Annotated in this window: 12 protein-coding genes; 10 read left to right on the top strand and 2 right to left on the bottom strand. The window is 29.7% G+C overall.

Features of this window, described 5'->3' with window-relative positions; translation table 11 throughout:
• Nucleotide 1: 1 nt before the first annotated feature.
• A complete protein-coding gene (locus tag IC174_RS09325) occupies nt 2–742 on the top strand; it encodes an SIS domain-containing protein (protein WP_227482775.1) in 741 nt (246 codons plus the stop codon).
• 227 nt (nt 743–969) lie between these two features.
• Here the strand turns inward: IC174_RS09325 and IC174_RS09320 are convergent, their stop codons facing one another.
• On the bottom strand, nt 970–1,392 hold the full coding sequence (locus IC174_RS09320; RefSeq protein ID WP_227482774.1) for a DUF3284 domain-containing protein: 423 nt from the start codon (nt 1,390–1,392) through the stop codon (nt 970–972).
• 483 nt (nt 1,393–1,875) lie between these two features.
• Between IC174_RS09320 and IC174_RS09315 the strand changes: the two genes are divergently transcribed.
• The 9 genes from IC174_RS09315 to IC174_RS09275 all read left to right on the top strand — a co-directional run bounded on the left by IC174_RS09315 (nt 1,876) and on the right by IC174_RS09275 (nt 11,851).
• Nucleotides 1,876–4,773, top strand: a complete 2,898-nt coding sequence (locus IC174_RS09315) for a sigma 54-interacting transcriptional regulator (protein ID WP_227482773.1) — start codon at nt 1,876–1,878, stop codon at nt 4,771–4,773.
• A 31-nt stretch (nt 4,774–4,804) separates the two neighbouring features.
• Nucleotides 4,805–5,251: a PTS sugar transporter subunit IIA gene (locus tag IC174_RS09310; RefSeq protein ID WP_227432741.1), complete on the top strand. Its 447-nt coding sequence runs from the start codon at nt 4,805–4,807 to the stop codon at nt 5,249–5,251.
• 118 nt (nt 5,252–5,369) lie between these two features.
• Nucleotides 5,370–5,672, top strand: a complete 303-nt coding sequence (locus IC174_RS09305) for a PTS sugar transporter subunit IIB (protein WP_227432742.1) — start codon at nt 5,370–5,372, stop codon at nt 5,670–5,672.
• Between the two features lie 188 nt (nt 5,673–5,860).
• Nucleotides 5,861–7,267 (top strand): PTS galactitol transporter subunit IIC, encoded by a 1,407-nt coding sequence (locus tag IC174_RS09300; protein WP_227432743.1) that lies wholly within the window; start codon nt 5,861–5,863, stop codon nt 7,265–7,267.
• Between the two features lie 350 nt (nt 7,268–7,617).
• A complete protein-coding gene (locus IC174_RS09295) occupies nt 7,618–8,676 on the top strand; it encodes a galactitol-1-phosphate 5-dehydrogenase (protein WP_227482772.1) in 1,059 nt (352 codons plus the stop codon).
• A 13-nt stretch (nt 8,677–8,689) separates the two neighbouring features.
• Nucleotides 8,690–9,511, top strand: coding sequence for a transketolase (locus IC174_RS09290; RefSeq protein WP_413927188.1), 822 nt, complete (start codon nt 8,690–8,692; stop codon nt 9,509–9,511).
• A 2-nt stretch (nt 9,512–9,513) separates the two neighbouring features.
• Nucleotides 9,514–10,431 carry a transketolase family protein gene (locus tag IC174_RS09285; RefSeq protein WP_227482770.1) on the top strand — a complete coding sequence of 306 codons (918 nt, stop codon included), beginning with the start codon at nt 9,514–9,516 and terminating at the stop codon, nt 10,429–10,431.
• Between the two features lie 68 nt (nt 10,432–10,499).
• Nucleotides 10,500–11,186 (top strand): L-ribulose-5-phosphate 4-epimerase, encoded by a 687-nt coding sequence (araD, locus tag IC174_RS09280; protein ID WP_227437324.1) that lies wholly within the window; start codon nt 10,500–10,502, stop codon nt 11,184–11,186.
• A 17-nt stretch (nt 11,187–11,203) separates the two neighbouring features.
• Nucleotides 11,204–11,851: a class II aldolase/adducin family protein gene (locus IC174_RS09275; RefSeq protein WP_227437322.1), complete on the top strand. Its 648-nt coding sequence runs from the start codon at nt 11,204–11,206 to the stop codon at nt 11,849–11,851.
• Between the two features lie 181 nt (nt 11,852–12,032).
• On the opposite strand, the gene IC174_RS09270 is transcribed toward IC174_RS09275, so the two are convergent.
• Nucleotides 12,033–13,400 carry an alanine/glycine:cation symporter family protein gene (locus IC174_RS09270; RefSeq protein ID WP_227437321.1) on the bottom strand — a complete coding sequence of 456 codons (1,368 nt, stop codon included), beginning with the start codon at nt 13,398–13,400 and terminating at the stop codon, nt 12,033–12,035.
• Nucleotides 13,401–13,424 lie beyond the last annotated feature (24 nt).

The raw sequence follows: 13,424 nt of genomic DNA, 5'->3' as shown, positions 1-13,424 counted from the left end.
TATGAAATTTAAATACATAGATGAGATAAAAAGATTAATTGACATAATAGAAAATGAAGAAAAAGTCAATATGGAAAAAGCAGTACAAATCCTTGTTGAGGCAATAGAAAACAAAAGTGCTATATTTTCCTTTGGGGCTTCACATGCAGGAATACTAACAGAAGAATTATTCTACAGGGCAGGTGGATGTGTTCTTATAAATCCAGTATTTGCAAAATCTCTAATGCTAGATACAGCACCGATAACTCACACTAGTAAGATGGAAAGGCTAGAAGGATATGGTGCAGCTCTAGCTGATAAGACTCCAATTAAAGAAGGAGATGTAGTTATAGTTCACTCAGTATCTGGTAGAAATCCAGTAAGTATAGAGTTTGCTATAGAAGCTAAAAAAAAGATGGCAACAGTAATATGTATAACTAATTTAAGTTATTCAAAGAGCGTATCTTCAAGACATTCTTCAAGAAAAAATCTTTATGAGGTGTGTGATTTAGTAATAGATAATCATGGTCAAAAGGGAGATGCCTGTGTAGACATAGATGGACTAAATCAAAAAGTTAGTCCAACGTCTACTGTAATTGCAACCACTGTTATGAATTCTATTATAGCTCAAGTTACTCAAGAGTTAGTTAATAGAGGGTTAAAGAATCCACCAATTTTTTATAGTGCAAATATAGACGGTGGAGATGAGTTAAATAAGAAGATTTTTGATGAGTATAAAGATGTAATCTACTATGAGTATTAAGGCGAATAAAGTATTTCAATAAGATTCAAAAGGTCTTAACAATGTAAATAAGTAGTATCTAAAAAAGCTGTAGGTAAAATCTACAGCTTTTATTATTAGGTAATCGCATAGAATAAAGATAATTAAAAGTACTCCTTATTTATCTTATAGTATAAATTATTTAACTATTTAATTTCTATAATAAATATATTTAATTGTTTTTAAGTACAATAGTATTTAATTTATATTTATGAATTAATCTTTTTATTTGCTAGTTCTAGTTCTAATTTTTTTATAAAATTATTAAATTCATCTGGTTGTCTTTTTCCAAATAAGATTCTTACAATAAGTGAATTAATTTTTCCAAATATATTTCTATCACTTTCACTTTCAGTGAAAATAAGTTTTGTATTTTCTAAATCAATATGTATAAGTTCATATCTAGTAATAAAACTTTCTCTGTTATTGCTTGTTTTTATCTCATATATTCTATTCTTCTCAAAATTAGTTATTTCAACCTTAAATCTTTTATTATTTTTTTGTTGTACAAATGTACCTACCGCCCTCTTCTCGCTAAAATTAGGGAAATTTAGTCTTGCAGATTTTATAAATATATTAAATATATCTTTTGCAGAGTATTTCAATAAAGCTTCAGATTTAAATGTTTTCATATTATTTTCCTCTCTGTGTGTAATTTTAATACTTGTAAATTATTTTTATAAATAAAATAGTATAATATGTCATATAAAGTCATGCCTCAGTTAGAGATATGATTAAATTACTGTGTATATGAGCATTTAATAAAATACTATTATATCGAATTAAAATTTAAAAACAGAAAGTGTTAAAAGCATAAGGGTTCATAAATTCTTTGTTGAGTAGATATATAATATTATATCTAATTAAATAAACTTTTCAATCCTAATTTTATAACTAATTTATATGATAATCTATATTATGAATTATAATATCAGCAATCAAAAACAGTTAATACATTTAGTAAATTACTAAATGTACAAAAAGCAAATGTTTATCAAAATGTATGAATGCTTATGAAAAAGTAGTCATTTACAAGCGTTGCAAAGAAAAAAAGTATTGAAATAAGTATGGCACGATAGTTGCTTATATATTTATCAAGAAAGGAGTTATCAAGCATGGAGTTGAGAGATAAACTTGTAAACATCATAAATACAGAAAATAAAAAAGACCCACTAACAGATGTTCAAATAGCAAAGTTTTTAAATACAACTAGAGAAAATATAACTAATCTAAGGAAAGAACTCAATATAAGTAATTCGAGACAAAGAAGATATCCTTATTTAAAGTCAGCGATTTCAGCAATATTGCAAAACAGCAAGGATATTTCTATTTCAGAAATTACCAGAGAGTTGATGACAGAAGGATTCAATATATCAAGAAGAGTTGTAGAGGAAATTTTACCTAAAGAAAGTTTAGAAATGGAAATCGTAGAGGTAATTGAAGAAAAATCAAGCGACCCGTTTGAAACTTTGATTGGAAATAAGGGAAGTCTTAGAAATGCTGTAGAACAAGCAAAGTCTGCTATATTGTATCCTCCAAAAGGTCTTCCCACTTTAATTGTAGGAGAAAGTGGAGTTGGTAAGAGTTTATTTTCTAAACATATGTATGAGTTTGCAAAGAAAAAAAAGGTAATAAAAGAAAATTCTAATTTTGTTGTATTTAACTGTGCTGATTACAGTGATAATCCACAATTATTGTTATCTTTATTATTTGGATATAAAAAAGGTGCATTTACAGGAGCTGAATATGATACACCAGGTCTTGTAGAAGAAGCTGATGGAGGAGTTTTATTTTTAGATGAAATTCATAGATTACCTCCAAAAGGTCAAGAAATACTATTTTCTATTTTAGACAGAGGCAAATTTAGAAGATTAGGTGAAACTAATGCTGAAAGAAAGGTAAGCATGATACTGATTGGAGCAACTACTGAAAACGTAGAGACTAATTTATTGTTGACATTTAGAAGAAGAATACCAATGCTAATAACATTACCATCATTACATGATAGACTGTTAAAAGAAAAAATAGACCTTATATACAATATCTTTCAACAAGAGTGTAACAGAATAAATGCAAAAATATTTGTAGATAAAAATGTGATTGAAATACTTGCATTAAAAAAATTTAGTGGAAATATAGGGCAATTACAAAATATGATTCAGGTTCTTTGTGCAAGAGCTTTTATGAAGTTTATAAATTCTAAAGATGAAGATTGTGAATCAATAGTAGTAGTAGATATAAATGAAGTTTTAAAGCTTAAGGATTCTTTCAAAGATGCTGCTTTTCAAGAGGTTGAATACACAGAAATAAGAAAGTATTTAAAAAATGCTATATTTATACCATTTAATGTAGAGGAATCCTCAATAAAAGAAAATATTGTGAATGATGAGTACATATTACCAGAGGATATATATAAAACAATTGAAAAGAAGTATTATGATTTAAAGTCTCTAGATATTGAAGATATTGACATAGAAAACATTTTATGGACTTTTGTTTTAAATAGATTTGCTGACATAAAGTTCAATCTAGAAAACGATGAAGAAATCTTCTCAATGAGTGATTTAAATAGCTTTGTAAGTGATAGTCTAGTAAAACTGGTAAAAGAGCTAATGAATAATATAATTGAAAAAAATACTAATTTAGAAGTAAATAAAAATGCATTTAAATATCTAGCAATACATTTAGAAGAAGCAATAAAAAGGATTAAACTAAATCAAAAGATAATAAATGTAAACTTAGAAAAAATAAAAATAGATTTTTCAAAAGAATATGAAATAGCAAAACGTTTTGCAATAAAAATTGAAGATACAAATGAAATTAAGATTCCAGAAGATGAGATTGGATTTATAACACTTTATATAAAATCAGCCTTAAAGAATGAAGTAAAAAAAGATAAAGTTGGATTGATAATAATCTCTCATGGTCGTATAGCTACAGAAACTGTAAATGTTGTTAAAGAGCTTTTGGGAGTAAAATTTCCTGTGGCCATAGACATGCCTTTAGATGAAAAACCAATGAATATATATAACAAGGCGGTGGAGTTGTCAAAAATAATAGACCAAGGGAAAGGAATATTATTTTTAGTTGATATTGGGTCACTTACAAATATAGGACAAATAGTAAATAAGAGAACTAACATAAATACTAAAACTATTGATAGAGTAGATCTTTTAATGGCATTAGAAGCAGCTAGGAAAGTTTCTATGGGAGATGAAGAACTTGATGAAATGTTTTTTTCTCTTGTAAAAGATAGGATGGGATATAATTATGAACTGGAAAAGCACATAGATAAAACCAATGCAATTGTAGCCCTATGTCTTACTGGAGAGGGAACCGCTAAGTACATAAGCAAAACATTAGAAGAAAAGTACAACAATACTAAATGTTATCAAATGAGTGCTTTGGATGAGAATCTTCCCTATAAAATTGAAAAATTAAGAGAAAAAAATAATATATTAGCCATTGTTGGTACAATAAATCCCAAAATACCAGGTATAAATTTTATTCCATATAATAAAGATGTTTTTAAAAACCTAGATATCTATCTTTCAAAAAAGCAAGATGATAGTCAAATTAAAGGATATGGAAGAATGCTTGATGAGGATTTAGTAATATTTGAGCCAGATATATATTTTAAAAAGGATTTACTAGAATATGTATGTTCAATTCTTATCAATAAAGGATATGTAGAAAAAGATTATTTGGATTCAGTTCTACATAGAGAAGAAATGCTTCCAACCTATTCTAAAGGGGCTACAGGTGTACCTCATGGAGATTCTTCTACAGTAAATAGTACAAGATTTGTTTTTATTAAATTAAAAAACCCTATTGACTGGGGTGTAGGCAATGTGAATTTTGTATTTATGCCAGTTTTTAAGACTAATGATAAAGATATTGTTAAGAATGTTCTTGAAATTTTAAAAGATGAAAAGTTTATGAATAGTGCTAAACAGTGTTTTGATAAAGAAGATTTTAAGAAGATTATATTTGATAAATTTAAAAATATATAGATATAGCAACAATTTGAGAGGAGTTAGAGTAATGAATGTAGATTTAATATCATTAGACTTAGAAGCTAATGATTATGAAAGTATTATCAGAGAATTAGGAAATAAAATGTATCAAAAAAAATATGTAAAAAATACATATATAAATGCCGTTTTGAAAAGAGAAAAAACATTACCTACAGGGCTTAATATTGGAGAAATGTGTGTTGCGATTCCACATACAGACTCACAACATGTAAATGAATCTAATGTAGCTGTAGGAATATTGAAAAATCCAGTAAAATTTAATTCAATGATAGACCCAACAGATAAATTAGATGTGGAGCTTGTATTTTTACTAGCAGTAAAGAATCCAGACTCTCAAGTAAAATTATTAAAAGATTTAATGTCAGTTTTTCAGAATATAAAGCTGTTGAGAGATATAAAAAATGCATCAACAAAAGAAGAAGTAGCTGAATTATTAAATTTTATAGAAATATAATGAAAAGATGTTTTAGAAGTAAATAATAGAAAATTAGAAACTTAAAAGCAGTATTAACTTTTGAGCAATTTAATTTATATAAAATAAAACTTAAATATAATATTAGGAGGAAATTATTATGAAACAATTTAACGTATTATCAGTATGTGGTTCAGGAACAGTTACATCATCAATGGTGGCAGGTAAATTAAAAGAAGTATTAGGAGATAAGGGTATATCTATTACAACAACAGAGGCTAGACCAACAGAAGCATTAAATTTGGCACAATCAGGAAGATTTGATTTTATAACATTTACAAGCCCACTTCAATCAGGTGATTACGGAATACCAACTATAAATGCATTTGCTTGTCTTACTGGTATAGGAGAAGATGCATTCTTTGAAGAAGTTTTAAAGGTTATTGATAGTTTAAATAAATAGTGTTTATAGTATTTAAATTAATAATTTAGATACTATAATAAACTATTATTCAAATAACTACTATCAAAATAAATTTAATTAAAGTGGCATCATTTAAGAATTTATTAGAATAAAAATGACAACAAAAAGATATTTATTTAGACATATTTAATTAATTTGATAAATGTTTAGAAATAGGAGGGTAAAAGATGTTAACATTTATGAAATCTATAATCGATACATTTGGTTCTGCAATTATAGTTCCAATTATAATATTCATAATAGCAAAAATATTTAAAGTGACTACTAAGAAATCGTTTCTTTCAGCTGTATATGCAGGTGTTGCTTTGCAAGGTTTTACGTTAATATTAAATTCATTTACACCAATAATAACACCAGTAATTAATAGAATGGTAGATAGTACAGGAGTAAATTTACCTGTGTTTGATGTTGGTTGGCAAGCTACATCATTAGTTGCATTTTCAACAAGTGCAGGTATGATATACTTAGGTCTTGGAATATTATTGCAAACTATTTTATTTTTAGTAAAGTGGACAGATGTATTCCAACCATCAGATTTATGGAATAATTATTCTTATATGGTTTGGGGAGCAATGGTAATAGGAGTGACAGGCAATTTCCCTTTAGGTATAGGGTGTATGGTCTTGTTAAACTTATACAGTTTATTAATATCAGAATTAGTTGCGAAGAGATGGTCTAGTTATTATAGATATCCTAATTGTACAATAATAGCTATGCACAATGTTGAAGCTTCTGTCTTTGCAGTATTTGCAGACCCTATATATAACAAACTTGGACTAAATAAAATAAAGTTAAACCCTAAAGAATTAGAAAAGAAATTAGGATTTTTAGGTGAGCCGATTACTCTAGGTCTTTTCTTGGGTATGTTTATTGGTATACTAGGTAATATGACTAGAATAACTACTATGGAAGCTTGGGGAGAAATAATGAAAGTTGGTATATCTACAAGTGCTGTTATGGCAATATTCCCAAAAGTAGCAAGTATGTTTGCTCAAGCATTTGCACCTATAACAGAAGCTGCTAGAAAGATTATGCAAAAAGCTGGAAATCGCGAGTGGTATATAGCAGTAAATGATGCTGTGGGATATGGTGAACCTGCAACTTTAATATCAGGTCTTATCTTAATTCCAATAATGCTTGTAGTAGCTATGATACTTCCAGGTAATCAGGTATTACCAGTTGTAGACTTACTTGCAATTCCATATATGGTACAAGGTTTAGTTGCAGTACATAATGGTAATATACCAAAAGTAATAGTTTCAGGTATAATATGGTTTGGATTAGGATTATATATATGTACATCTACAGCTCCATTATTTACAGATATGGCTACAAGTGTAGGTGTTGCTATACCAGCTGGAGCTATGCTTATAACAAGTTTCAATATACTAGGAAAACCTTTGATGGGGTTAGTGTTCTTTGCATTCTTAAGTGCAAATCCAATTTATATAGGATTAGCAGTTGTAATTTACTTTGTCTTATGGGCATTATTTAGAAAGAATAAAACAAGTATACTTGAATATTTAGAAAAACAAGCACTTAAAAATGTTGCAGAAGAACCTGTAGTAGCATAGCTTAAGTTTATTAAATATAAGAATACAATGAATCAAGAAATCTATAATTGATTTTATAGGAGTATCAGAGATTATCTGAAAATCTATAAATGAAATGTAGATTTCTTTTTATTTTGATAAATATTAGGATTCTGTTTTATTGTACTCAACTATTAATTTTATGAATTTTATTTTGTTATTTAAAACATATTTTTTTATATTTATACAATAATGTAATTTGATTTTATAAAATGTATTATACACTGTCAAAATGCTTTGTATGTAAGGTATTTGTAGATATGAATTATTTGTTTTTTGTATGGCATAAATATTGCTATATATAAGTGTATAGCATGAAGGGAGAGGTTTATATGGCAAATAAGATGAGAGCATCAGTACTATACGATATAGGTGATGTTAGATATGAAATGGTTGATATACCAGAAATAACAGATGGAGAAGTACTTGTAAATGTTAAATATGTTGGAATATGTGGCTCGGATTTACCTAGGTCTATGGTTAGTGGATTGAGTGGATGTACAGCATATCCATTAATCTTAGGACATGAGTTTTCTGGTGAAGTTGCTAAAGTAGGGTCAAAAGTAAAGAGTATTGAAGTAGGAGATAGAGTAGCTGTTGCCCCATTAGTTCCTTGTGGAGAATGTGGTTATTGTAAAGAGGGGAATTTCGGATTATGTAATGACTACAATATAATTGGGACAAGAGTAAATGGAGCTTTAGCAGAGTATGTGAAAGTTCCTGAAGAGCATGTTTTAAAATTACCAGATACATTAGATTATGAAACTGCTGCTGGAATTGAACCAGCAACTATAGCATATCATGGGATTGCAAAAGCAGATATTAAGGTAGGAGATAGTGTAGTTGTACTAGGGTGTGGTCCAATAGGTCAGTTTGCTTTACAATGGGCAAAGGTTTTTGGAGCATCTAAAATTATAGCTGTTGATATTTTCAATGAAAAGCTAGAACTTTCTAAAGGTCTAGGAGCGAACTATACAGTAAATTCAAAAGAAGTAGATGCAATTGAAGAAATAAAAAAAATAACTAATGGTGGTGCTGATATTGTCATAGAGACTGCTGGTAGTAGGTTTACTCAAGAGCAATCTCTACTTATAGCAAAAAAAAGAGGAACTATAGTATTTGTAGGTATTTCGCATACAGAATTACCACTTAGTGCAAAAGCTACGGAGAGCATATTACGTGGAGAACTTACTTTGAAAGGTTCTTGGAATTCATATACAAGTCCTTATCCTGGAAGAGCATGGACCGCAACATTAGATTTTATGGGAAAAGGAGATATTATTTTTACACCAATGATTTCACATAAAATAGGTCTTAATGAGGTAGGAGAATTTCTGCGTAAAATGGCAAACAGAGAAATAAATTTTAATAAAATCCTAGTAGAAATATAAAAATTTAAGAGGTATAAAAATGAATAAAAAACTAAAACAAATAGCTAAAAACATAAGAATAAGTATTATAAAAAGTATAACAGAAGCTAAGTCTGGACACCCAGGAGGTTCGCTGTCAATAGTAGATATATTAACTGTATTGTATTTTGAAAAAATGAATATAGACCCTATAAAATTTAATGATGAAGATAGAGATAGATTTGTATTATCAAAAGGGCATTCTGCACCAGCATTATATGCAACTTTGGCAGAAAGAGGTTATTTTGAAAAAAAGGATTTAATAAGTTTAAGAAAATTTACTTCTAAGTTACAAGGACATCCAGACATGAAAAAGTTAGCAGGAGTAGATATGTCTACTGGTTCTCTTGGACAAGGTTTATCTGCTGCAAATGGTATGGCATTAGCTGGTAAATTAGATAATAAAAGCTATAAAGTATACACTATTTTAGGAGATGGCGAGATTCAAGAAGGACAAATATGGGAAGCTGCAATGACAGCATCACATTATAAATTAGACAACTTAATTGCATTTGTTGACTTAAATGGATTACAAATAGATGGTTCTAATGAAGAAGTAATGAATGTTAGTCCAGTAGATGGCAAATTTAAATCTTTTGGATGGAATGTAATACTAATAAATGGACATTGTTTTGATGAAATAGGAAATGCAATAGATGAAGCTAAAAAAGTTACAGGAAAACCAACAGTAATAATAGCTAAAACTGTAAAAGGTAAGGGTGTTTCATTTATGGAAAATAATGCTGCATGGCATGGAACAGCTCCAAATGCAGAACAAGCAGAACAAGCATTGAAAGATTTAGAAGGAGGTCTATAGGAATGGGAATAGCAACTAGAGAAGCTTACGGACAAGTGTTAAAAGAACTTGCAGAAAATAAAGATATAGTAGTATTGGATGCAGACTTAGGAAAAGCTACAAAAAGTATATCATTTAAAGAAGTTGCTCCAGATAGATTTTTTGATATGGGGATAGCAGAAGGTGACATGATTGGTACAGCAGCAGGTCTTGCTACTTGTGGAAAAATACCTTTTGCAAGTACCTTTGCAATATTTGCAGCAGGAAGGGCTTATGAACAAATAAGAAACTCTGTGGCATATCCAAACTTAAATGTTAAAATAGCAGCTACTCATGCAGGAGTAACAGTAGGAGAAGATGGAGGAAGCCATCAAGCTATAGAAGATATATCTTTAATGAGAGGTATACCAAATATGGTTGTATTAAATCCTGCTGATGGAATAGAAGCAAAGAAAGCTATATTTTCTGCTGTAGATTACAATGGTCCTGTATATCTAAGACTTGGAAGAGCAACTACTGAAGATATACATAATGATGATTATAATTTCAAAATTGGAAAGGGCGAGATTCTTAGACAAGGTTCAGATGTAGCTATAATTGCAACTGGAATAATGGTTTCAAAAGCTATTAAATCTGCTGAATTATTAAGTAAAGAGGGACTTGAAGCTATGGTAGTTAATATATCAACTATAAAACCAATTGATAGTGAACTTATAGTAGAGGTAGCTAAAAATACTGGTAAGGTGGTAACTGTAGAGGAACACAGTGTAATAGGTGGATTAGGTTCTGCTGTTACAGAAGTTTTAAGCGAGAAATACCCTGTTGTAGTAAAGAGGATAGGTATAAATGATGAATTTGGTCAATCAGGAAATCCAGAATCTCTATTAAACTATTATGGATTGACTGTAGAAAATATAGTTAGTACTGCAAAATCATTCTAAATAAATATAATCAATAATAAAAGTAAACTAAAAATAAATTTTATCAAAAAAATATAGGAGGAATCAGAATGTTAGAGACTCTAAAAGAAGAAGTATTAAAAGCAAATTTGGAATTACCTAAAAGAGGATTAATCACTTATACATGGGGAAATGTAAGTGGAATAGATAGAGAAAAAGGGTTAGTAGTAATAAAACCAAGTGGTGTTGAGTATGATAAGATGACTGTAGAAGATATGGTAGTAGTTGATTTAGATGGGAATATAGTAGATGGTAGATTAAGACCTTCTTCAGACACTCCAACTCATCTAGTTTTATATAAAGAGTTTGAGGAATTAGGAGGTATAGTACATACACATTCAAGTTGGGCTACAACTTGGGCTCAAATAGGTAAATCTATACCAGCATGTGGGACTACTCATGCAGACTATTTTTATGGAAGTATACCATGTACTAGAAAAATGACTCGAGAAGAAATAAGTAGTGAGTATGAAAGAGAAACTGGTAATGTAATTGTTGAAGAATTTATGGGGAAAAACCCAATACACTGTCCAGGAGTAATTGTAAATGACCATGGTCCTTTTACTTGGGGTAAAAATGCAAAAGAGGCTGTTCATAATGCAGTGGTTTTAGAAGAAGTTGCAAAGATGGCATATTATACAGAATTAATGAGTCCTGAGAATACTATGGATAGATTACTTATGAACAAGCATTTTTCAAGAAAACATGGTAAAAATGCATACTATGGTCAAAAATAACTATCTGGAGGTAAATTATGCTAGAATCTTTAAAAGTTAAAATTGTAGAAGTAGCAATTAAAGCAGAGAATTATGGCTTGTGTAAGGAAAAAGCTGGTAATTTTAGCATTAGAGATAAGGATACTGGATATATACTTATAACACCTTCAGGTATAGGAAGAGAAGAATTGAAGACAGAACACATTTGTGTATTAGACTTGGATGGGAATGTAATAGAAGCTGAGAAAGGTATTAAACCTAGTAGTGAGGTACTAATGCATATTGAAATATACAAAGTGAGAGCAAATGTAAATGCTATATCGCATACACATTCTCTCTATGCAACAGCATTTTCAGTGGCAAATAAACCAATTATACCAATTGTATATGAGTCAGTTAATTATGGTGGTTATGTAGACATAGCTCCATATGAAAGACCAGGGACTTTGGAACTAGCCAAAAGTGTTTCAAAGTTATTATTAGATACGGATGCATGTTTATTAGAAAGGCATGGATTGACAACTGTAAGTAATGACCTTGAAGATGCTTTGTTAAAATCGAGATATGTAGAAGAAGTAGCAGAAATATACTATAGGTCTTTAGTATTAAATCAATTTAAAGAACCTAAGGCAGTAGATATTAATGAATTTAAAGCATGGAAATATCCAGATGAAATAAAATTTTAATTAGGATGATTTAAATTAAATAGATGAACTATAATAGATATTAGCTTCTTTATATAGTGTAGTACTTCCTAAGTAAATATATTTAATCTGATATATTCATTTAAAACAAAAATAATATAAAACCCTAAATCGATTCTTATATTGGTTTAGGGTTTTATATTTTTTATTTATATATTTCTACTTATGCATTTCTTTTTAGTTGATTTTCTGGAGAATTTATATATTCAAAGTATTTTTTAGTTTCAGATACTATTATAGGTGATAGTGCAAGCAAAGCTATTAAGTTAGGTATTGCCATAAGTCCATTTACAATATCAGCAATTATCCAAACTACTTCTAACTTTAAGAATGCACCTAATAATACCATAGCTACAAATACAGTTCTATATCCATTCATACCTTTTACACCAAATAGGAATTCAAAACATCTTTCTCCATAATAACTCCACCCCAAAATTGTAGTGAATGCAAATAATGTTAAGCTAACTGTAAGTAATATTGGTCCAAATGTAGGAATAGCACCATTAAAAGCTGCTTGAGTCATAACAGCACCATTTAAGTCTGAACACCAAACACCTGATATAACAAGAGAAAATCCAGTAAGTGTACAGATTATAATAGTATCTATAAAAGTTCCTGTCATAGAGATAAGTCCTTGCTCTGCTGGCCACTCAGTTTTAGCAGCAGCAGCTGCTATTGGAGCACTACCTAAACCAGATTCATTTGAAAATACACCACGGGCGATACCATTTCTAATTGCTAGTGACATAGTTGCACCTAGAAAACCACCAGTTGCAGCAGTAGGTGTAAATGCACTTTTAATTATCAATACAAAAGTTTCAGGTATTTTATTCCAATAAGATATTAAAATGACTCCACAGATTACAATATAGATAACTGCCATAAAAGGTACTATCTTAGTAGCAACATTAGATATACTTTTAAGACCTCCAAATACAACTAAAGCTACAAATACTGCTAGTACAACACCTGTAATTCTAGGGTCCACTCCAAAGCTACTATTGATAGCGTCTGTTATTGAATTTACTTGAGTAAAAGTACCTATTCCTAAAAGTGCAACTAATATACCACTTATAGCAAAGAATATTGCAAGAGGTCTCCATTTTTCTCCCATACCATTTACTATGTAGTACATAGGTCCACCAGATACTTGACCATTTTTATCTTTAGTTCTGTATTTTATTGCAAGGACACCTTCTGAGTATTTAGTAGCCATCCCAAAGAATGCAGCTATCCACATCCAAAAAAGTGCACCAGGTCCACCAGCTTTAATTGCTGTGGCAACCCCAACGATATTACCAGTACCAACTGTAGCAGCCAATGCAGTACATAAAGCTGCAAAACTTGAAACATCACCACTACCTTTATTTTCAGCAGCAAATATTAGCTTAAGAGCACGTGGAAGTTTTGTTATTTGCACAACGCCAAGTTTAACAGTAAGTAATATACCAGTACCAACTAGTAGTACCAACAGGGGCGGTCCCCAAATAAAAGCATCAACTTTGTTTAAAATATCAATTAGATTCATAAAAACACTCCCTCATTTTTTTGC

It is taken from the genome of Clostridioides sp. ES-S-0001-03 (assembly GCF_020676075.1).
Taxonomy (GTDB): Bacteria; Bacillota; Clostridia; order Peptostreptococcales; family Peptostreptococcaceae; genus Clostridioides.
This window is presented reverse-complemented; position numbering and strand designations above follow the sequence as displayed.

Bases quoted from the DNA above. Each gene is read 5' to 3' on its own strand.
- IC174_RS09275 (WP_227437322.1), top strand. From the start codon at position 11,204: ATGCTAGAATCTTTAAAAGTTAAAATTGTAGAAGTAGCAATTAAAGCA.
- IC174_RS09315 (WP_227482773.1), top strand. From the start codon at position 1,876: ATGGAGTTGAGAGATAAACTTGTAAACATCATAAATACAGAAAATAAA.
- araD (WP_227437324.1), top strand. From the start codon at position 10,500: ATGTTAGAGACTCTAAAAGAAGAAGTATTAAAAGCAAATTTGGAATTA.
- IC174_RS09295 (WP_227482772.1), top strand. From the start codon at position 7,618: ATGGCAAATAAGATGAGAGCATCAGTACTATACGATATAGGTGATGTT.
- IC174_RS09285 (WP_227482770.1), top strand. From the start codon at position 9,514: ATGGGAATAGCAACTAGAGAAGCTTACGGACAAGTGTTAAAAGAACTT.
- IC174_RS09300 (WP_227432743.1), top strand. From the start codon at position 5,861: ATGTTAACATTTATGAAATCTATAATCGATACATTTGGTTCTGCAATT.
- IC174_RS09325 (WP_227482775.1), top strand. From the start codon at position 2: ATGAAATTTAAATACATAGATGAGATAAAAAGATTAATTGACATAATA.
- IC174_RS09305 (WP_227432742.1), top strand. From the start codon at position 5,370: ATGAAACAATTTAACGTATTATCAGTATGTGGTTCAGGAACAGTTACA.
- IC174_RS09310 (WP_227432741.1), top strand. From the start codon at position 4,805: ATGAATGTAGATTTAATATCATTAGACTTAGAAGCTAATGATTATGAA.
- IC174_RS09320 (WP_227482774.1), bottom strand. From the start codon at position 1,392: ATGAAAACATTTAAATCTGAAGCTTTATTGAAATACTCTGCAAAAGAT.
- IC174_RS09270 (WP_227437321.1), bottom strand. From the start codon at position 13,400: ATGAATCTAATTGATATTTTAAACAAAGTTGATGCTTTTATTTGGGGA.